The following is a 19,939-nucleotide window of genomic DNA, read 5'->3' as shown; positions in this document are numbered from 1 at the left end:
TGAGCCAGGGATCACTCCTCGGCGGCTTCGACTTCGGTCTCTTCCGCCGGCTCGTCACTCTCTTCCGCATCGGCGGCGCGCAGGCCGGACGGGGCGGAGATGTTGGCGATGACGAAGTTCCGGTCGATCACCGGCTTGGCGCCGCTCGGCAGCTCGACGTCATTGATGTGGACGACGTCGCCCACTTCCTTGCCCGTCAGGTCGACCGTGATCTGCTCGGGGATGTCGCCCGCGACGACGTTGAGCTCGACCTCGGGACGCACCACCGTCAGCACGCCGCCCTTCTTGATGCCCGGCGCGTCCTTGTGGTTCACGAACTCGACGGGGATGAAGAGGTTGACGCGGGAGGTGCGGCGCAGGCGCATGAAGTCGACATGCTTGGGCAGGTCCTTCACGACGTCACGCTCGACGGCGCGGCAGATGACGCGCACGTCCTCCTGTCCCTCGACCTTCAGGTTGAAGAGCGTCGAGAGGAAGCGCCCGTTGTGCAGGAGCTTGAGGAGGTAGTTGAATTTCAGGTTGATCGGAAGCGGGTCAACGCCGCCACCATAGACAATGCCAGGCACTTCGCCGTTGCGGCGAGCTTGGCGGGCGGCCCCCTTGCCTGTCCCCGCACGTGCCGTGGCGATCAGATCGGGGATCTCACCAGCCATCGGAATTTCCACTTCTGTTTTCAGGGCGCCTTCCTCCAAGGGTGATCAGGCGCCGGTTGAGGGCGCTCCCATAGCGGGGAACGGGGCGGTTGAAAAGGGGGGATGGGGGAGGGGGCGGCCATGTCCGCCGCCGGTCTCCACTCCCATGGCGCCCCGCCCGGAGCCTTTCCCCCCACCCAGTACGCGCCAAAGGCGCAGGGCGAGCGCCTGCCCGTCCCGGCGGGCTGGCGCTCTGGTGGGGCTTGATGCCTCGCTCGGGCCGGCGAGAGGCTTTGCGGGCCTAAATCAAGCAGCGGCTCCGGTGAAGGGCCACCCCACGGCCAGGCGCTTGTCCTGCGCCTGCGGGCTAGCGCCCGGCGGAGAGGGGGAAGGTGGGTTGAAAACCCACCCTACGAGGGGCGCCTCTCTCGGGGGTGGTTCACGAGGTGCAGAGGCTCTCCGCGTGTCTCACCCCACCCTCACCGGCGCCTTCCGAGCTCCGGCCATCTGCGGCACCGGCCGGTCCCAGCGGCCCTCGAAATCCTCCGGCACCAAGAGGATGTCGCGCGTCACCTCCTCCAGCCGGCGGTGGCCGCAGAAGGCCATCGAGAGGTCCAGCTCCTTGCGCATCACCTCCAGCGCCTTCGTCACGCCGGCCTCGCCCATGGCGCCCAGCCCGTAGATGTAGGCGCGGCCGATCATCGTCGCATCCGCCCCCATCGCCAGCGCCTTCAGGATGTCCTGGCCCGAGCGGATGCCGCTGTCGAGCCAGACCTCCGGCCGCCGCGCCCGCCCTTCCAGCGCCCGCAGGATCGACGGCAGCACCCGGATGGAGGAGAGCGCCCCGTCCAGCTGCCGCCCGCCGTGGTTGGAGACGATGATCGCGTCGCACCCGACCTCGGCGGCGAGCTTCGCATCCTCGGCATCGAGGATGCCTTTGAGGATCAACTTCCCGCCCCACTTCTCGCGGATGCGGCGCACCTTCTCCCAGTCGAGCGTCAGGTCGAACTGCTCCGCCGTCCAGCTCATCAGGTTGGCGAGGTTCGTCACGCCGCTCGCGTGGCCGAGGACGTTACCGAAGCTGTGGCGGCGGGTGCGCAGCATTTCCGCCGCCCAGACGGGCTTGGTGGCGATGTTGAGCAGGTTTCTCGGCGTCAGCCTCGGCGGCGCTGTCAGGGCGTTCTTGAGATCCTTGTGGCGCTGCCCCAGCGCCTGCAGGTCGAGCGTGAGGACGAGCGCGCTGCAGCCGGCGCGTTTGGCCCGCTCGATGATGGCGTCGACGAAGGCCTCGTCCTTCATCACGTAGAGCTGGAACCAGAAGCCCGGGCCCGCATGCTCCGCCACGTCCTCGATCGAGCAGATCGACATGGTGGAGAGCGTGTAGGGCACGCCGAAGGCCTTGGCGGCGCGGGCCGCCTTTATCTCCCCGTCCGCCCGCTGCATCCCCGTCATCCCCACGGGGGAAAGCGCGACGGGCATCGCCACCTCCTCGCCCAGCATGCGCCCGGCGACGGAGCGATTGGAGAGGTCGACGGCGACGCGCTGGCGGAAGCGCAGCTTCTCGAAGTCGCTGGTATTCTCCCGGAAGGTCTGCTCCGTCCAGGAGCCGCTTTCGCAATAATCGAAGAACATACGGGGGCTGCGCCGCTCATGCAGGCGCCTGAGATCGGCAATATCCGTGATCACGGGCAAGGAACGTCGTCTCCCTGGAAGGTGCTGCGGCCCTGTAAATTCAGCCGGCACGGCGGGTCTGCCGCAATCCGCCGCCTCGGCGCCCCAGTTTTGTTACTATTGAGGCCATTTTAGAAGGGCCGATTAACCATCCATTCGCTAAATTGTGGTTTCTATTGCCCGGACTATCGGGAGACCCGGATGTTCTGGAAGTTCTTTCGCGAGCCTTTCAACCTGGCCGTCGTGGCGGCCGGGCTCGCTTTGTACTACCTCTCGCACCGGTTCGACGCGTTCGATGCATTCTATGATGCTACGCGTGCCTATGAGCTCTATGAGCTCGACGAGCTCGCCAACGTCGTCTTCATTGCCGGCGTTCTGGCGCCCGTCATCCTGATCCGGTTCAACAACCAGCTCCGAAAGGCACTCCACAAGCGGGCGGAGGCGGAGGCGGAGGCGAGCCGCATCGCGCTGCACGACCCGCTGACGGGCCTGCACAACCGCCGCTATCTCAACGTCGCCATTTCCGAGCTCGGCAAGGATGGCTGGGCGACGGAAGAGAATGTCGGCATGACGGTCCTCCTGATCGACCTCGACCGGTTCAAGCCGATCAACGATCTACGCGGCCACCATGCCGGCGACCAGCTGCTGCGGGCAGTGTCCGAGCGGCTTCAGGGCCTCTGCTCGGAGGAGGATGAGTTGATGCGCATGGGCGGCGACGAGTTCGCCATCCTCGTGCGCTCCTCCGATCAGCGCGCCGCGGCGACGATGGCGCAGAAGACGCTCAACGCCATCGCCCGGCCCTTCGATTTCGGCGGGTGGACGGCGCATATCTCCTGCTCCATCGGCCTCGCCAAGTGGCAGGAGGGGCTGACGGGCTCGGAGCTGCTGCGCCATGCCGACCAGGCCATGTACAAGGCCAAGGCCAACGGACGGGACAATATCGTCCATTACGACCAGGAGCTGGGCGAGCAGCTGCGCGAGACGGCGCAGCTCCAGGCGGACCTGAAGGACGCCGTGGAGCAGGCGGCCATCGTGCCCTACTTCCAGCCGATCTACGACATCCGCACCGGCGAGATCCGCGCCTTCGAGGTGCTGGCGCGCTGGCGCCACGACACGCGCGGCTTCGTGCCGCCCGATCTCTTCATCCCGCTGGCGGAGGATCTGGGCCTGATCGACCGGCTGTCGGAGACGCTGCTGGACGAATCCGTGCGCGAGCTGCTGGACTGGCCGACGGAGGCGGGCCTGTCCTTCAACATCAGCCCCACGCAATTCTCCAACTCCGATCTCGCACGCCGCATCGCCACGATCCTGCGGCGCCACAGGTTCCCCGGCCGGCGGCTGGAGATCGAGATCACCGAGCGGGCGGTGCTGCGTGACATCAACCAGGCGCGCAATGTCATCGCCGAGCTGGCGGCGATGGGCGTGAAGATCGCGCTGGACGATTTCGGCACCGGAACCTCCTCGCTCTCCACGCTGACGCAGCTGCCGATCAGCCGCATCAAGATCGACCGGAGCTTCGTGACGGATATCGCCACGGCCTCGCAGAACTCCAAGATCGTCTCGGGCGTGCTGGCGCTGGCGCAGTCTCTCTCGCTGAACGTCACCGCCGAAGGGATCGAGCACGAGGAGGAGCTGATTTTCCTGCGCGAGCATGACTGCGATTGCGGACAGGGCTACTACCTCTGCCGGCCGGTGCCCGCCAGCGAGATCCTCAAGCTGTTCGACGTGCCCAAGGCCCAGGCGGCCGCCGGATAGAACCGGCGAGGGCGGTAGGGCAGGGGCCGAATGGTAGGCGACGGGCCGGCGCTTCGGCCCCGTTAAGCGGCCGTCAGGCCCGGTGGGCGCCCTCGGCGAGGGTGGCGACGAAGGCGGCGACCTCGTCGGCGCTCTTGCCCGCCCCGATCTCGGAGACGATGGCCGAGCCGACGACGCAGCCATCGGCCACGGCGGCGATGGATTCCGCCGCTTCCGGCGAGCGGATGCCGAAGCCAACGACGACGGGCAGGTCCGTCGCTTCCTTGATGCGCGCCACGTCCGGTGCCACGTCTACCGCCTCGGCGGCGGCGGCGCCAGTGATGCCGGTGATCGAGACGTAGTAGACAAAGCCGGAGGTGTTCTTCAGCACCGCCGGCAGGCGCTTGCTGTCCGTCGTCGGCGTCGCGAGGCGGATGAAGTTGAGCCCCGCCTCCTGCGCCGGCAGGCAGAGCTCGTCATCCTCTTCGGGGGGCAGGTCGACGATGATGAGCCCGTCGATCCCGGCTTCCTTCGCCTCGGCGAGGAAGCGGTCGACGCCGCGCGAGTAGATCGGGTTGTAGTAGCCCATCATGACGACCGGAGTGCGATCGTCCTGCTTCCGCAGCTCGCGGACGATCTGCAGCGTCTTCTCCAGCGTCTGGCCATTCTCGAGCGCGCGCTGGCCGGCGCGCTGGATGGTGGGGCCGTCGGCCATGGGATCGGTGAAAGGCAGGCCGAGCTCGATGATGTCCACCCCCGCCTCGGGGAGCTTCAGCACGATGTCGCGGGAGCGCTCGTAATCGGGATCGCCGGCCATGACATAGGCCACGAAGGCCTTCTTGCCCTCACCGCGAAGCCGTTCAAAGCAGCTGTCGATCCGTGTCATGCCCGTCCCCCTGTCGCCGCCCGTGGGTTTGCCAAGCGCGGGCGCAAAAGGCAATGGGCCTGCCGGCGTGGGGGAGGGCCGGGTCACCCGTCAGGCGACCCGGCCGCAGTGGTTCAGCCCGGAAGCTGGCTCTCGAAGGCTGAGTAGGTCATCGGCAGCATGATCGGGCTACCGGCGGCCGTCTGCTGCGTGACCCAGAGCAGGGCCTGATCATGGGCGAGCCCGAGAGAGTCGTTGAGGTCGAGGCGCAGGCCGACGAGCCCGTTGTCCCCCTGCTGCAGGGCCGCGACCCAGCCGATCATGTAGGAGTCGCTGGTATAGACCTCCACACCCATCACCGCCTCGGCGCTCAGCGCGGCCGAGCTGGTGTCAGCGGGCGCCGCGGTCGCGCCGTCGCCGGAGGACCCGCCGGCAGTGGAGCCGGTGCCGCCGTCCGACCCATCAGAGCCGCTGCCACCGGAGCCGCCATCGGAGCCAGAGCCACCGCTGCCACCGGCGCCACCGTTGCCGTCAGAGCCGCTGCCACCGTCAGAGCCGCTGCCACCGGAGCCACCGCTACCGCCGGAGCCGCTTCCGCCATCGGAGCCACTGCCGCCCGAGCCGCCCGAACCGCCAGAGCCATCGGAGCCGGAGCCACCGGAGCCATCGGAGCCGGAGCCACCACTCCCACCGGTGCCGGACCCACCGTTTCCGCCGGAGCCGGAGCTGCCGTCGCCGCCGCCACCATTGCCGCCGGAGCCTGAGCCGCCGCCGTCGGAGCCGGACCCACCGGAGCCACCGTTGCCGGACCCGCCATTGCCGCCGTTGCCGCCATTCCCGCCGGAGCCGGACTGGCCGCCGATATCCACGTCGGCGTCGACGCCATCGCCGCCGCCGACATCGACATCGGCCGTGACCTCATCATCCGTGCCGACATTCGCGTCCGCTTCCACGCCCGAGCCGCCGCCGACGTCCACGTCCGCCGCGACGGGATCGTCTTCCCCGACGTCCACGTCGACGCTCACGCCATCGTCCGGGTTGGCATCGACATCGGCGTCGACGATCTCGTCTTCCTGGCCGACATTGATGTCGACACCGTCGCCGCCGCCGATATCGGCATCAAGGTCGGTGACGCCGAGATCGGCATCGATCTCGATGCCGTCGCCTCCGCCGATATTCACTTGCGCAAAAACCGCGCCGGGAACCAAGGAAACGGCACAAACCAATGACGTCGTGAGCTTCAGCATACGCATGGTCAGGATCTCCTTCATCTGAGCTGGGCCGGGCCGGGCCAGCAGGGCAAGAAGATCGCGGCGTTAGAATGCGTTCCGAGATATGGCGAATCTTAAGTAACTGTTGTGAAAGGAGAAATCGAACTCGACGGGGCTCGGCTGCGCCGAATAGGGAATTGCGTCCGAATTGCGGCAAAAGCCGGCCAATACGGGGGCTAAAAAAACGCCGGGCGCAAGGCCCGGCGAAGTCCAACAGGGAGGTATGAGGTGGGGATGCGCAGAGCGGATCGCCCGCCTCGTCTTTCCAGATAGGCGCCGGGGACGAACCGGGCAAGACGTTTTCGCGCTCGCAGCAACAATGCTGTCATGCACCTGTTGCAAGGCTGCACAGCGGCCGGACTGAGGCTGGACCGAGGCTGCAAGAGAGGCGGCGCTACTCCGGCAGCACCTGCGCTTCGTCATGCCCGGGCGAGCCTTCCACCGTTTCGCGCATGCGGCGGCGGTGGGCGATGACCTCCTCCTGCACGAAATCGCGGAAGGCGGAGATGCGCTTCGATTGCCTGAGTTCCTCGGGGTAGGCGAGGAAGACGGGCACCTCGGCGGATTCGATATCCGGCAGCACGCGCACGAGATCGGGGAAATCCTCGACCACGTAATCGGGCAGCACGCCGATGCCGAGGTTGTTGATGACGGCTTGCAGGGCGCCGAAATAATTGTTCACCGTCAGCAACGACGGCATCTCCTGCGCCATCAACTGCTGCACCAGCAGCTTGCCAGCCGAGACCTGCGGCGAGGAGGGCGAGAGGGAGATCAGCCGGTGCATGCCGATATCCTGCATCGTCGCCGGCGTGCCGTGATCGTCGAGGTAGTTGCGGGAGGCATACATGCGCATGCGGATCGACATGAGCCGCTTGCGGATCAGGTCCGCCTGGCTCGGCTCCTTCATGCGGATGGCGACGTCGGCCTCGCGCATGGGCAGGTCGAGCACCCGCTCCTCCAGCATGAGGTCGATCTTCATCTCCGGGTATTTCTCGTAGAGCTTCGTCAGACGCGGGGCGAGCCAGAGCGTGCCGAAGCCCGTCGTGGTCGTCACCCGAAGCTGGCCGAACACCTCCTCCTCGCTGTCGCGGATGCGGGCCTCGGCCGTCTCCAGCCGCTTGTTCATGGCGCGCGTCGCCTCGAACAGAAGCTCCCCCTGCTCGGTGAGGATCAGGCCGCGGGCGTGGCGGTGGAAGAGGGTGGTGTTGAGCGAATCCTCGAGCGCGCGGATCTGGCGCGACACGGCGGACTGGCTCAGGTGCAGGGAGTCCCCGGCATGGGTGAGCGAGCCGGCGTCGGCCACGGCATGGAAGATCCGCAGTTTGTCCCAGTCCATCATCCGGCGGGGTTCCTCGAGGTTCGATGTCGGGCCTTCTAAGCGGGTTGCCGCGAATCAGGCAAGGGTAACGGGGCACGGGTAAGGAATAACCCACCGACGCCTCTGCGGGGGTGCCTCCGGGCGGACCAAAGGCCTTTTCTTTCGCCGATTGGATATTATACCGGCCACAAGCTGTGTGGGGAGCCGCCGGGAGGGCGTTCCAATGCCGGGCAAGCAGATCGCACGCGATATCACCTACGCCACCTCGGCGCAGACGCGAGGTGGGCGCGCCGTCATCCGCGTGATGGAGAATGCCACCGGCCGGCTGAAGCTCATCCGCAAGGTGCGCGGCTATGACGAGGCGGTGCAGAGCGGCGCCGATTTCTGGCAGGTCGTCCCCGAGCGCTACGGACTGTCGCTGCAGGTCGTCGGCGGCGAGCTGGAGAACATCCCGGCCGAGGGGCCGCTGATCGTCGTCGCCAACCATCCCTACGGGATCCTCGACGGGCTGATGATGGGCCACATCCTCTCCGCCCGGCGGGGCGGGGCGTTCAAGGTGCTCGCCCATCGCATCTTCCGCAAGTCGCCGGATCTGGAGCGGGTGATCCTGCCCGTCTCCTTCGATGACACCAAGGAGGCGGCGCAGCTGAACCTGCAGACCCGCAAGGAGGCGATCGGCTGGCTGGGGCAGGGCGGGGCGATCGGCATCTTTCCCGGCGGGACCGTTTCCACCGGCGCCAGCCCCTTCAGTCAGCCGCTCGACCCGCAATGGCGCAACTTCACCGCGCGGATGATCGCCAAGAGCGAAGCGGCGGTGGTGCCGATCTACTTCGACGGGCACAATTCCCGCCTCTTCAACATCGCCAGCCATATCCACACGACGCTGCGCATGGGCATGCTGATCCGCGAATTCCACGCCCGGCTCAACGCGCCGGTGCGCGTCGCCATCGGCGCGCCGATCCCGCGGGAGGCGCTGATGGCGCACAAGGGGGACTCGAAGGCGATGATGGCGTTCCTGCGCAAATCGACCTATGACCTTGCTCCGAACGCGGTTGACGCCTCGCGCCACGGGCGCGAGTTCGAGCAGAAGTACAGGCCGGGGAAAGAGGCGAAGGGGAAGCGCGCAGATGGCGGTGGGGATCTTTGACAGCGGTCTTGGCGGGCTGACGGTGCTGGGCGCGATCAATCGCCGCCTGCCCGACCTGCCGCTCGTCTATTACGGCGACAACGCGAATGCCCCCTACGGAGTTCGCGACGCCGCCGACATCTACGAGCTGACGACCGCCGGCGTCTCCCGCCTCTTCGAGGCCGGCTGCGACCTCGTCATCCTCGCCTGCAACACCGCCTCCGCCGCTGCGCTCCGCAAGATGCAGGAGGCCTGGGTGCCCGAGGGCAAGCGGGTGCTTGGCGTCTTCGTGCCGCTGATCGAGTCGCTGACCGAGCGGCAGTGGGGGGATAATTCCCCGCCCCGCGAAGTGGCGGTGAAGCACGTCGCCCTCTTCGCCACGCCCGCCACCGTCCGCTCCCGCGCCTTCCAGCGCGAGCTGGCCTTCCGCGCCATCGGCGTCGATGTCGAGGCGCAGGCCTGCGGCGGCGTCGTGGATGCCATCGAGGAGGGGGACATGATCCTCGCCGAGGCGCTGGTACGCAGCCATGTCGAGGCGCTCTTGCGCAAGATGCCCGAGCCCGATGCCGCCGTCCTCGGCTGCACGCATTACCCGCTGGTGGAGGAGATCTTCGCCGCGGCGCTCGGCCCCTCCGTTCAGGTCTATTCCCAGCCGGCGCTGGTGGCCGAGAGCCTCGCCGATTACCTCAGCCGCCGGCCGGAGATGGCCGGGCAGGGGGCGGACAGCCTGTTCCTGACCACAGGCAAGCCCGAGCGTGTCTCGAACCAGGCGACGCAGTTCCTGCGACGAAAGATCGAGTTCCTGCCGGCCTGACGCCGGTTGTCCCACTTCCCCTCGATCCTATCTTCCCTGTCAGGGAGCTGATTTTATGACCCATTCCGTCGCCATCCTCGGGGCCTCCGGCTATACCGGTGCCGAACTGGTGCGCCTCATCGCCACCCACCCCGAGCTCGAGATCGCCGCGCTGACCGCCGACCGGAAGGCCGGCCAGCCCATGGGCGCCGTCTTCCCGCACCTGCGCCACCTGGACCTGCCCATGCTGACGACGGTGGAGGAGGTGGATTTCGACGCCATCGACCTCGTCTTCTGCGCCCTGCCGCACGGGCTCTCCCAGGCCATCGTCAAGACGCTGCCGGACTCGGTAAAGGTCGTCGACCTCGGCGCCGACTTCCGGCTGCGGGACCCCAAGGATTACGAGTTCTGGTACAAGCGCCCGCATGACGCGCCGGAGCTGCAGCCTTCCGCCGTCTACGGGCTGACGGAGTTCTACCGGGACGACATCAAGGGCGCCCGGCTCGTCGCCGGCACCGGCTGCAACGCCGCCACCGTGCAGTTCGCCCTCCGCCCGCTGATCTCCGCCGGGGTGATCGGGCTCGATGACATCGTCTGCGACCTGAAGAACGGCATCACAGGGGCGGGCCGGTCTCTGAAGGAGAACATGCTCTTCGCCGAGCGCTCGACCAATGTCACCACCTATTCCTTCGGCGGCACCCACCGGCACCTCGGCGAGTTCGACCAGGAGTTCTCTAAGCTTGCCGGCCGGGAGGTGAAGATCCGCTTCACCCCCAGCCTCGTTCCGGTCAACCGCGGCATCCTCGCCACCGCCTACGTCTCCGGCGACGCCGAGGCGATCCACGCCGCCTTCACGGAGGCCTATGCGGCGGAGCCCTTCATCGAGCTCCTTCCCCTCGGACAGATGCCGCAGATGGCGGATATCACCGGCTCCAACTTCTGCCATATCGGCGTCGCGGCGGACCGCGTCTCCGGATACGCGATGGTGACGGCGACGCTCGACAACCTGTGCAAGGGCTCCTCCGGCCAGGCCCTGCAGAACGCCAACCTGATGCTGGGGCTGGACGAGACGGAGGGGCTGATGATGGCGCCGGTCTTCCCGTGAGCGGGTTCAAGAGCCTCAAGAAGCGGCGGCGCATCCAGATCATCGCCGTCACCTTCGTCGCTCTCGCCGGCGCCACGGCGCTGGCGGGCTATGCCATGCGCGACGGCATCAACTACTTCCGCTCCCCCACGCAGGTGGCCGAGGCGCCGCCGGAGCCTGACGAGGTCTTCCGCCTCGGCGGGCTGGTGGAGGACGGCAGCCTCGTGCGCGGGCAGGGCACGCAGATCTCCTTCCGCGTCACGGATGGCAGCTACGAGATCCCGGTCATCTACGACGGCATCCTCCCCGACCTCTTCGAGGAGAACCAGGGCATGATCGGGCAGGGGCGCTACATCAACGGCACCTTCGAAGCCATTGAGATTCTGGCGAAACACGACGAGGACTACCAGCCGCGAGAGCTGACGAAGGCGCTGGAGGAGGCCGGCCATCCGGTGGATCCGGCCGCTGCGGACGGTGCCGCAGTCACGAATTAACCCCGCCGCCTGAGGCTTGCCCCCTCACGCCAGAGGGGGCTGCCCATGCAATCCGTCAGGACCATCGCCGCAGAGATTGTCGCCCGGGAGGGCGGCTTCGTGAACGACCCGGATGATCCGGGCGGCGCCACGAACCATGGCGTCACCATCGGCACGATGCGTCGGCTGGGCCTCGATCTCGATTGGGACGGCGCCGTGAGCGAGGCCGACGTCCGCCGGCTCACCGCCGCGCAGGCCACCGACATCTTCATCGAGCATTACTACCGCCGCCCGCGCATCGCCGAGCTGCCGGAGGCGGTGCAGCCGTCCGTCTTCGACATGTACGTCAATGCCGGCGCCAATGCCGTGCGCATCCTGCAGCGCCTCATCCGCGACATGCGGATCGACTGCGCGGTGGACGGCGTCATCGGCCCGCAGACCATTGGCGCCGCCCGCGCGGCGCAAGAGGCGGCACCGGATCACTTCGTCGACGCCTACGGGATCGCCCGGCGGAACTACTACTACCGGCTCGCCGACAGCCGCCCTGCCTCCCGCAAGTACGCCAGGGCCCGCGATGGCGGGAAGGGTGGCTGGATCACGCGGGCGGAGGCCTTCATCTCCCCCCGCTTCCACCTGACGGAGGCCGAGCATCGCGCGCGGGTGGCGGCATGGGTGTGATCGGCACCCTCGTCGCGCCGCTGGTCGGTGCCGGCCCGAACGTCATCCGCGAGACGGCGGAGGTCTTCCGCGTGAATGCCGAGAACGCCGATGCCCGGGCGGCGGCGGGGCGCGAGGCGTCGCTGCGGCAGTTCGCGGCGGAGTTCGGCCACGCCCGGCGCGGCCGCTTCGACCGGGCGGTGGACGGGCTCAACCGCCTGCCGCGCCCGCTGATGGCCTTCGGCACCATCGGGATGCTGGTGGCGGCGATGGCAGCGCCGGAGTGGTTCGCCGCGCGGATGGGCGGGCTCGCGGCGGTGCCGGAGCCGCTCTGGTGGCTGATGGGCGCGATCGTCAGCTTCTACTTCGGCGCGCGCTACCAGACAACGGCGCAGCAGTTCCAGCGGGCGGTGGTGGGCAGCCTCGCGGCGAGCGGCACTGTGAGCGCCACGGCGAGCAGCTCTGCGGGCGTGACGCCGGAGCGGGGGGACGAGAACCCCGCGCTCGCGGAGTGGCGGGAGCAGGCGTAGAACGGGTTTCAAACCCACCTTCCCCGCGGGGAAGGACGCGGCGAGACGGCGTGGCGGCAGGCACGAAACCCGCCGCTCCTCGCTGCCCCCAACCGCACTTCAACGTGATGCGGGCCGGCAATCCGCCGCACCGCATCCCATTGGCGCGTGGGCCGGCCGGGCCTATAACCGGCCCATGACAGCCGAGCTCGGACATTTCGCCCTCATCCTCGCCCTGATCGTGGCGGCGCTGCAAACACTCATCCCCGCCGTGGGATGGGCAAAGCGCTGGGAGGGGTGGATGGGCTTCGCGGGCCCCGCGGCGCTGGCGCAGTTCCTCGTCACCGGGCTGTCCTTCATGGCGCTGCTACGCGCCTTCATGACGTCGGACTTCTCGCTCGCCCTCGTGGTGGAGAATTCGCATTCCGCCAAGCCGATGCTCTATAAAATCGCGGGCACCTGGGGGAACCACGAGGGCTCGATGCTGCTCTGGCTGCTGATCCTCGCGCTCTTCGGCGCCGCCGCGGCCGTCTTCGGCGGCGGGCTGCCGCTCCGGCTCAAGGCGCTGGTGCTGTCGGTGCAGGGCTCCATCGGGCTGGCCTTCGCGGCCTTCATCCTCTTCACCTCCAACCCCTTCACGCGGCTGGCCAACCCGCCCTTCGACGGCGGTGACCTCAACCCGCTGCTGCAGGACCCGGGCCTCGCCTTCCACCCGCCGTTTCTCTACCTCGGCTATGTCGGCCTCTCGATGGCCTTTTCCTTCGCCATCGCGGCCCTGATCGAAGGCAAGGTCGACGCCGCCTGGGCCCGCTGGGTGCGGCCGTGGACGCTGGCGGCCTGGATATTCCTGACCATCGGCATCGCGCTGGGCTCCTGGTGGGCCTATTACGAGCTCGGCTGGGGCGGCTTCTGGTTCTGGGACCCGGTCGAGAACGCCTCCTTCATGCCGTGGCTCATCGCCGGCGCGCTCCTCCATTCGGCCATCGTGGCGGAGAAGCGCGAGGCGCTGAAGAGCTGGACGATCCTGCTCGCCATCCTCGCCTTCGGCTTCTCGCTGCTCGGCACCTTCATCGTGCGCTCGGGCGTCATCACCTCCGTCCACGCCTTCGCGTCCGATCCGACGCGCGGCGTGGCGATCCTCGTGCTGCTGGCATTCTTCGTGGGCGGCGGGCTGACGCTCTATGCCGCGCGCGCCGGCTCGATGCAGGCCAAGGGCGTCTTCGGCCTCGTCAGCCGCGAGAGCGCGCTGGTGGTCAACAACGTGTTGCTGGCCGTCTCCTGCTTCATCGTCTTCCTCGGCACGCTCTGGCCCCTCTTCGCGGAGATCGTGCTGGGGCGCACCCTCTCCGTCGGGGCGCCGTTCTTCAACGCCGCATTCGTGCCGATCTTCCTCGCCCTCGCCGTGATCCTGCCCCTCGGCAGCATCCTCGCCTGGAAGCGCGGCAACCTCTCCCGCGCGGGGAAGGACATGGCGCCGGCGCTGATCCTCGGCGTCGCCCTCGGCGGGCTGGCCTTCGCGATGCTCACCGGCCGCTCGGCCCTCGGCGCGCTCGGCGTGGCCATCGGCGCCTTCGTCCTCTTCGGCGCGCTGACGGACCTGTGGCTGCGCGCCGGGCGCACGCCCCGCCGGCTCCTGCGCCTGCCGCGGGCGGACTGGGGGCGCGGGCTGGCGCATGGCGGGCTGGGGGTGACGATCCTCGGCATCGCCGTCCTCTCCGCCGGGACGCTGGAAGATATCCGCGTCATGCAGGAGGGCGAGGTGATGGAGATCGGCGCCTACGAGGTGACGCTCGCCAGCGTCTCCGAGGGGCAGGGGCCGAACTATCTCACCACCATGGCCGACATGGAGCTGCGGCGCGGCGACCGGCTGGTGGCGACGCTGCACCCCGAGAAGCGCTTCTACCCCGTCGCCGGCATGCCGACGACGGAGGCGGGCATCGACAGCGGCCTCTTCCGCGATGTCTACCTCGTCCTCGGCGACCCGCAGGAGGGTGGCGGCTGGGCCGTGCGCGCCTATGTCAAACCCTTCGCGGGGTGGATCTGGGGCGGCGCGATCCTGATGGCGCTAGGCGGGCTCGTCTCGCTGACCGACCGGCGCCTGCGCATCGCCGCCGGCGCCCGCCGCACCGCACCGCCCGCCGGGGTGCCGGCCGAATGAGGCGTCTGGCGCTGATCCTCCTGCTGCTCCTGCCGCTGCCCGCGGCGGCGGTGCAACCCGACGAGGTGCTCGCCGACCCGGTGCTGGAGGCGCGGGCCCGCGACATCTCCGCCGGGCTGCGCTGCCCCGTCTGCCGCAACGAGAGCATCGACGAATCCAACGCCGACATCGCCCGCACCCTGCGCCTGATCGTGCGCGAGCGGCTTGTGGCGGGCGACAGCGACGAGGAGGTGGTGGACTTCGTCACCGACCGCTTCGGGGAATACGTCCTGTTGCGCCCCGACACCTCGGGCGCCAACCTCGTCCTCTGGATCGGCGGGCCGGCGATGCTGCTGCTCGCCGGCGGCATCGGCCTTGCCACCATCCGCCGCCGCGCCTCGGCGACGGAGGAGGAGGGGCTGAGCGCGGAGGAGGAGGCGCGGCTGGCCGAGCTCCTCAAGGAGTGACGCGCCGTTCCGCTTTCCAGGGCGCCGCCGGGCGGCGAGGCTGAGGCCATGGAGTACCGGATGATCGAGGTGGCCGAGGCTGGCGGTGTGCGCATTGTCACCCTGAACCGGCCGGAGGTGATGAACGCCCTCAACGCCCCCATGCGGGCGGAGTTGCGCGCGGCGCTGGAGCCGGGGGAGGCACGGGTGATCGTGCTCACCGGCGCCGGCCGCGCCTTCTGCTCGGGGCAGGATCTCGGCGACGGGCAGGGGCTGACGCCGCCGGAGGTGGAGCGCATCCTCGCCGAGGAATACGTGCCCCTCCTGATGGCCATCGTGGAGAGCCCCGTGCCCGTCATCGCCGCGGTGGGCGGTCCAGCGGTGGGCGCCGGGGCCAGCCTGGCGCTGGCCTGCGACGTCGTCATCGCCTCCGAGGCGGCCGTCTTCTCCCAGAGTTTCACGCGGATCGGCCTGATCCCCGATGCCGGCAGCACCTGGCTGCTGCCCCGCCTCGTCGGCAGTGCGCGGGCGATGGGGCAGATGCTCTTCGGAGAGCCGGTGAGCGCCGCCGAGGCTGCGCGCATGGGGCTGATCTGGGAGGCGGTGCCGGAGGCGGAGTTCGCCGCGCACTGGCAGGCCCGGGCGGCACGGCTGGCGGCGGGTCCGCCGGCGGCGCTAGCGCGCGTCAAGCAGGCGCTGCGGGCGAGCGCGGGGAACGGGCTGGAAGAGCAGCTGGCGACGGAGGCGCGTCTGCAGGCGGAATGCGCGGGGACGGAGGACTTCGCCGAGGGGGTGCGGGCCTTCATGGATAAGCGCGCGCCGCGGTTTGCCGGTCGCTAGCTGAGAGCGGCCGGGGGCTCTGCCCCCGGACCCCCGCGGTATTTCTGGCCAGATGAAACAGGGGCCGCGGCGAGGGCGAGGAGGGCGTCCACGTCGAGATGTGCCTCGATGTGGTCGGCGAGGGCGTCGAGTGCGGCCTCCACGCCATCCTCGAAGCCGGGCAGGGACGGGGCGCCGAGGCGGGCGAGGTAGGCAGCGCGGAAGGCGTCTGACGCGAAGAGCCCGTGCAGGTAGCTGCCCCGGACGCGGCCGTCGGGGGAGGCGGCGCCTTCGGGCTGGCCTTCCACAGTCAGCCACGGACGGGCGGCATCGGGGCCCTCGGTGCGGCCGATGTGGATCTCGTAGCCGGTGAGGGGGGCGCCGCTCTCCCTGTCCGTCCCGTTGACGCGGGTGAGGCGCTTTTCAGGGTGCATCGTGGTGGCCACGTCGAGGAGGCCGAGGCCGGGGGCGGTGCCCGGCGGGCCCTCGATCCCCTCCGGGTCGTCGATCGTCCTGCCCAGCATCTGGTAGCCGCCGCAGAGGCCGAGGACGTGTCCGCCCCGGCGCAGGTGGGCGGCGAGGTCGATGTCCCATCCCTCGGCACGGAAGGCGGCGAGGTCGGAGAGGGTGCTCTTCGAGCCGGGGATCAGCACCAGCGCGGCGTCGCCGGGCAGGGGCTGGCCGGGGGGCACGAGGGTCAGCTCGACACCCGGCTCGGCGGCGAGCGGGTCGAGATCGTCGAAATTGGCGATGCGGGGCAGGCGGGGGACGGCGACCTTCAGGGCGCCGCCCCTAGCGAGAGGGCGGGCGAGATCGATGACGTCCTCGGCGGGCAGCTTCGCCGCCGCCGCGAGGTGGGGGAGAATGCCGAGCGGGGCCCAGCCGGTGCGCGCGGCGATGATCTCCATCCCTTCGTGGAAGAGGTGAGGATCGCCCCGGAACTTGTTGATTGCAAAGCCCTTGATGAGGGCGCGGTCGCCCTCCGGCAGGACGGCGTGGGTGCCGACGAGCTGGGCGATGACGCCGCCGCGCTCGATGTCGCCGACCAGCACCACGGGCACCCCGGCGGCCTCTGCGAAGCCCATGTTGGCGATGTCGCCGGCGCGCAGGTTCACCTCCGCCGGGCTGCCGGCGCCTTCGACGATGACCAAGTCGCGCCCCGCGCCGAGCTCATGGAAGGCGGCGAGCACCTCGGGCAGGAGTTCGCCCTTCATCTTGCCGTAGTCGCGCGCCTTGAGCGTCGCCCGGCGACGGCCGCGGACGACGACCTGCGCGCCGGTCTCGCTCTCCGGCTTCAGGAGGACGGGGTTCATCGCCGTCACCGGCTCCAGCCCCGCGGCGCGCGCTTGCAGCGCCTGGGCACGGCCGATCTCTCCGCCATCCGCGGTCACCGCGGCGTTGTTGGACATGTTCTGCGGCTTGAACGGGGCGACGGAGAGGCCCCTTCGCACTGCCGCCCGGCAGAGCCCGGCGACGAGCAGCGACTTGCCAACGTTGGAGCCGGCGCCCTGGATCATGATGGCCTTCATCCCCCCGCCTTACGTCCCCGCAGGGCGGGGGGGAAGAGGCTCAGGCCCCGCAGTTCCAGAAGCCGCGATAGCCGACCGTCAGGCCCTCTTCGAGCTGAAAGACCAGCTCGGCATCCGAGCGCCAGTCCGCCTCGTCGCCCAGAGCGGCTACTCTCATCGCGGCGCCCTCCGCTTCCCATGCCCCGCCGGCCGGACCGGGCGCAGGGCCCTCGAGCGGCACGAGCACGCCGTTGAGGTGCATCACCGCCGAGCCGGTGGTGGAGACGGCGAGGATCGGGCCGCTCTCCGGGCTGCGCTGGAAGACGCAGCTGCCGGGGCCGCCGATGATCGTGTCCGCCTCGCCGGGCTGCAGCGGCGCCGGGTCGAGCCCGGCGATGTCGACGCGGGAGAGGGCGTCCTCCACCGTTCCGGGCATCGGGATGGGGCTCTCGTAGATCTCCTCCACCTGTTCGTCGTCATGGGCGATCAGGTAGCGCATCTCGGCGATCTCGCGGCGCTGGGCGGCGATGATCTCGTCCGCCAGCTTGCGCACCCGCGGGTCGGTGATGTTCGCCCGCTCCGACGTCATGACAGCGATGGAATGGTGGGGGATCATGGCGCGCATGTAGGAGGTACCGGAGACGGTGATCTGGCTGCGCACCAGCCAGAGGGAGAGGCCGAAGACGATCGCGCCGCCGACGAGGATGGCGACATTGGCGCCGCGCTTGGGGTACATGGCGAACATGAAGCCCATCATGATGACGGCCATCGTGCCGCCCATGAGCATGGCCATGTAGGTCCGCGTCTCGGAGAAGAAGACATGCTCCCACGCGTAGGTGTTGAGGTACATCAGCACGAACATCACCAGCGTCGAGGTGGCGATCATCGCGAAGAAGCGGCCGTAGGTCATCCCATTCCCTCCGTCTCTGCCCGTGTCGGGGCAACGGGGTGGGGCGGCGGGAGGTTCCGGCGGCGACAACGGAAAAGGCCCGCCGCGGGGTGCGCGGCAGGCCTTTTCATGCAGGTCGCGCGAGTGCGTCAGGCGGCGCGCTGCGCCTCGATCTCTGCGGCCTGACGACGCTCGCTCTCCTCGCGGGAGAGGGCGACGGAGGTGCGGACACCCTTGCCGACGAACTCCATCAGGCCTTCCACGACGCGCTCGTTGGGGTCGATGCCGGCGCAGGTGAGTACCTCGCGACCGTCACGGGAGCGCGCCCAGCGGGCAATCTGCTCCGGGCCATTGCCGTATTTCTTGTCATCGGCGATGGCATCGTCCAGCGCCGCCAGCACCACGGCGGCAAAGAGCTTGCGCGCGCGGTTGCCCTGTTCGTTGTTGTAGGCGGTGCCGTCCACGAAATCTCTCATCTTTCGTCCTTTGGTCTTTTTGCTCTTGCTGTCGGCGTGCCGGCGTTTATGCGCATGTAAACTCGATTCGGGTGTGCCGATTTCGGAATGTCAGTTATGCGTCCTGTGCATGTCTGGGGCGGGGCTGATCCTGTATCTACGAGGGTTGCGCCGGGGCCAACGCGATATATAGGGTCGGCCCAGCTTTCGACAAGGTTTGGCCGGATGAGCCGCACCTCCCGATCGCGCCCCGCTAAGCCGTTGCTGTGCTAGGAATAGTTGCGCCTCATGTCTGAATTTTCGGTAAACCCCGGCAGCCGGAACCGGGCTATTTCATGGTGAGCGCCGCTCAGAAGGCCCTCCTGCTGCAGGCGGTGAGGGATGCGGCGCGCGACGAGATCCTGCCGCGTTTCCGGGCGCTGGAGGCGAGCGACATTTCCACAAAGTCCGGCCCGTCGGACCTCGTGACGCTGGCCGACACCCGCGCCGAGGCCGCCATCGCCGCCGCCGTGGAGGCCGGCTGGCCGGAGGCGCGGGTGATCGGCGAGGAGGGCGTCGCCGCCGACAAGGAGCTGCGCGGGGAGATGGCCGCGCCGGGCCCGGTGGTGATCGTCGACCCGGTGGACGGAACGTGGAACTTCGCCAAGGGCCTAGCCGTCTTCGGCGTCATCCTCGCGGTGGCGGTCGAGGGGCGGCCGGTCTACGGGCTGCTCTACGACCCGGTGATGGACGACTGGATCGAGGCGGAGGCGGGCGGGCCGGCGGAGTTCGTCTCCCCCGCCCGGCGCCGGGTGCTCGCCACGTCGAAGGAGGAACGCAAGAGCCGGATGACGGGCTACGTGCCGTTCGGCCTCTTCCCCCGGCCGATGCGGGGGCGCATCGCGCAGGAGACGACGGTCTTCAACCGGATCCAGACGCTGCGCTGCTCGGCGCACGAGTACCGGATGCTGGCGCAGGGGCACGTGGAGTTCGTCCTCTCCGGCCCGGTGCCGCACCCGTGGGACCACGCGGCCGGCGTGCTGGCGGTGGAGCGGGCGGGCGGCGTGGCCCGCTTCCTCGACGGCGGGGCCTACGAGACCGGGCGCCGCAAGGGCGTGCTCCTCACCGCCGGGAGCGAGGCGGCCTGGGAGAAGGTGGCGGAGCGGTTCAGCTTTCTGGGGTGAGGGGGGGGCGTGGGGGCGGGTTTGCGGCGCCTACGTAGGGTGGGTTTTCAACCCACCTTTGCGCAACGCCCGGAGCTCTTCCCCCGCCCGGTGCGCGCCAAAGGCGCAGGGCGAGCGCCGGCCCGTCCCGGCGGGCTGGCGCTCTGGTGAAGCTTGGTGCCCCGCTCAGGGCGGGGAGGGGCTTGGCGGGCATAAGGTACGCCGCGGATGTGTCGCAGCGCCACCCCACGGGCAGGCGCTCGCCCTGCGCCTGAGAGGGGGCGCGAGGTTGCGGGCGGGGTGGTGGGTTGGAAACCCACCCTACAGGGCATTGCGGCTTTCGTGGCCCGGTCGCCGCCGTTGTGCTCTTCGGCGGCAGGTGGCGGTGGGTTGAAAACCCACCGTACGAG

At 69.1% G+C, this 19,939-nt stretch carries 19 protein-coding genes; 11 read left to right on the top strand and 8 right to left on the bottom strand.

Annotated features, from left to right (window positions below):
• Window positions 1-11 precede the first annotated feature (11 nt).
• A complete protein-coding gene (locus GY170_RS10660) occupies window positions 12-653 on the bottom strand; it encodes a 50S ribosomal protein L25/general stress protein Ctc (RefSeq protein ID WP_163893268.1) in 642 nt (213 codons plus the stop codon).
• A 447-nt stretch (window positions 654-1,100) separates the two neighbouring features.
• Complete coding sequence (locus tag GY170_RS10655) at window positions 1,101-2,324, bottom strand: alpha-hydroxy acid oxidase (protein WP_163893265.1); 1,224 nt, start codon at window positions 2,322-2,324, stop codon at window positions 1,101-1,103.
• Between the two features lie 180 nt (window positions 2,325-2,504).
• Between GY170_RS10655 and GY170_RS10650 the strand changes: the two genes are divergently transcribed.
• Window positions 2,505-4,058: a putative bifunctional diguanylate cyclase/phosphodiesterase gene (locus tag GY170_RS10650; protein WP_163893262.1), complete on the top strand. Its 1,554-nt coding sequence runs from the start codon at window positions 2,505-2,507 to the stop codon at window positions 4,056-4,058.
• 73 nt (window positions 4,059-4,131) lie between these two features.
• Here GY170_RS10650 and trpA read toward each other — a convergent pair whose 3' ends face one another.
• The 3 genes from trpA to GY170_RS10635 form a co-directional block, all read right to left on the bottom strand.
• Window positions 4,132-4,923 carry a tryptophan synthase subunit alpha gene (trpA, locus tag GY170_RS10645; protein WP_163893260.1) on the bottom strand — a complete coding sequence of 264 codons (792 nt, stop codon included), beginning with the start codon at window positions 4,921-4,923 and terminating at the stop codon, window positions 4,132-4,134.
• 113 nt (window positions 4,924-5,036) lie between these two features.
• Window positions 5,037-6,083: a hypothetical protein gene (locus GY170_RS18365; RefSeq protein WP_203531255.1), complete on the bottom strand. Its 1,047-nt coding sequence runs from the start codon at window positions 6,081-6,083 to the stop codon at window positions 5,037-5,039.
• A gap of 484 nt (window positions 6,084-6,567) precedes the next feature.
• The gene (locus GY170_RS10635) at window positions 6,568-7,509 is read right to left on the bottom strand and encodes a LysR family transcriptional regulator (protein ID WP_163893257.1); all 942 of its coding nucleotides are present in this window, start codon (window positions 7,507-7,509) and stop codon (window positions 6,568-6,570) included.
• Window positions 7,510-7,714: 205 nt separating this feature from the next.
• Here GY170_RS10635 and GY170_RS10630 point away from each other — a divergent pair, with 205 nt between their 5' ends.
• The 9 genes from GY170_RS10630 (at window position 7,715) to GY170_RS10590 (ending at window position 15,556) form a co-directional block, all read left to right on the top strand.
• Window positions 7,715-8,638: a lysophospholipid acyltransferase family protein gene (locus GY170_RS10630; RefSeq protein ID WP_163893254.1), complete on the top strand. Its 924-nt coding sequence runs from the start codon at window positions 7,715-7,717 to the stop codon at window positions 8,636-8,638.
• A complete protein-coding gene (locus GY170_RS10625; RefSeq protein ID WP_163893251.1) occupies window positions 8,619-9,431 on the top strand; it encodes a glutamate racemase in 813 nt (270 codons plus the stop codon). The genes GY170_RS10630 and GY170_RS10625 overlap by 20 nt, the downstream gene beginning before the upstream one ends.
• Window positions 9,432-9,486: 55 nt before the next feature.
• Window positions 9,487-10,515: an N-acetyl-gamma-glutamyl-phosphate reductase gene (gene argC, locus GY170_RS10620; protein ID WP_163893248.1), complete on the top strand. Its 1,029-nt coding sequence runs from the start codon at window positions 9,487-9,489 to the stop codon at window positions 10,513-10,515.
• Window positions 10,512-10,988, top strand: coding sequence for a cytochrome c maturation protein CcmE (gene ccmE, locus GY170_RS10615; RefSeq protein WP_163893246.1), 477 nt, complete (start codon window positions 10,512-10,514; stop codon window positions 10,986-10,988). The genes argC and ccmE overlap by 4 nt, the downstream gene beginning before the upstream one ends.
• Window positions 10,989-11,033: 45 nt before the next feature.
• Window positions 11,034-11,645 (top strand): holin-associated N-acetylmuramidase, encoded by a 612-nt coding sequence (locus GY170_RS10610; protein ID WP_163893243.1) that lies wholly within the window; start codon window positions 11,034-11,036, stop codon window positions 11,643-11,645.
• A complete protein-coding gene (locus GY170_RS10605; RefSeq protein WP_203531254.1) occupies window positions 11,636-12,154 on the top strand; it encodes a holin family protein in 519 nt (172 codons plus the stop codon). Before GY170_RS10610 ends, GY170_RS10605 begins: the two co-directional genes overlap by 10 nt.
• Before the next feature lie 175 nt (window positions 12,155-12,329).
• Window positions 12,330-14,291, top strand: coding sequence for a heme lyase CcmF/NrfE family subunit (locus GY170_RS10600; protein WP_163893240.1), 1,962 nt, complete (start codon window positions 12,330-12,332; stop codon window positions 14,289-14,291).
• Complete coding sequence (locus GY170_RS10595; RefSeq protein WP_163893237.1) at window positions 14,288-14,737, top strand: cytochrome c-type biogenesis protein; 450 nt, start codon at window positions 14,288-14,290, stop codon at window positions 14,735-14,737. The genes GY170_RS10600 and GY170_RS10595 overlap by 4 nt, the downstream gene beginning before the upstream one ends.
• 48 nt (window positions 14,738-14,785) lie before the next feature.
• A complete protein-coding gene (locus tag GY170_RS10590; RefSeq protein WP_163893234.1) occupies window positions 14,786-15,556 on the top strand; it encodes an enoyl-CoA hydratase-related protein in 771 nt (256 codons plus the stop codon).
• On the opposite strand, the gene GY170_RS10585 is transcribed toward GY170_RS10590, so the two are convergent.
• The 3 genes from GY170_RS10585 to GY170_RS10575 all read right to left on the bottom strand — a co-directional run bounded on the left by GY170_RS10585 (window position 15,553) and on the right by GY170_RS10575 (window position 18,408).
• Window positions 15,553-17,064, bottom strand: a complete 1,512-nt coding sequence (locus tag GY170_RS10585) for a cobyric acid synthase (RefSeq protein ID WP_235924098.1) — start codon at window positions 17,062-17,064, stop codon at window positions 15,553-15,555. The genes GY170_RS10590 and GY170_RS10585 overlap by 4 nt on opposite strands.
• A gap of 40 nt (window positions 17,065-17,104) precedes the next feature.
• Window positions 17,105-17,953 (bottom strand): DUF305 domain-containing protein, encoded by an 849-nt coding sequence (locus GY170_RS10580; RefSeq protein WP_163893231.1) that lies wholly within the window; start codon window positions 17,951-17,953, stop codon window positions 17,105-17,107.
• A gap of 128 nt (window positions 17,954-18,081) precedes the next feature.
• Window positions 18,082-18,408, bottom strand: a complete 327-nt coding sequence (locus tag GY170_RS10575) for a DUF6280 family protein (protein WP_163893228.1) — start codon at window positions 18,406-18,408, stop codon at window positions 18,082-18,084.
• Window positions 18,409-18,722: 314 nt separating this feature from the next.
• Here GY170_RS10575 and GY170_RS10570 point away from each other — a divergent pair, with 314 nt between their 5' ends.
• A complete protein-coding gene (locus GY170_RS10570) occupies window positions 18,723-19,550 on the top strand; it encodes an inositol monophosphatase family protein (RefSeq protein WP_163893225.1) in 828 nt (275 codons plus the stop codon).
• Window positions 19,551-19,939 lie beyond the last annotated feature (389 nt).

It is taken from the genome of Pseudoroseicyclus tamaricis (genome assembly GCF_012070395.1).
In the GTDB taxonomy this organism is placed as follows: domain Bacteria; phylum Pseudomonadota; class Alphaproteobacteria; order Rhodobacterales; family Rhodobacteraceae; genus Pseudoroseicyclus_A; species Pseudoroseicyclus_A tamaricis.
This window is presented reverse-complemented; position numbering and strand designations above follow the sequence as displayed.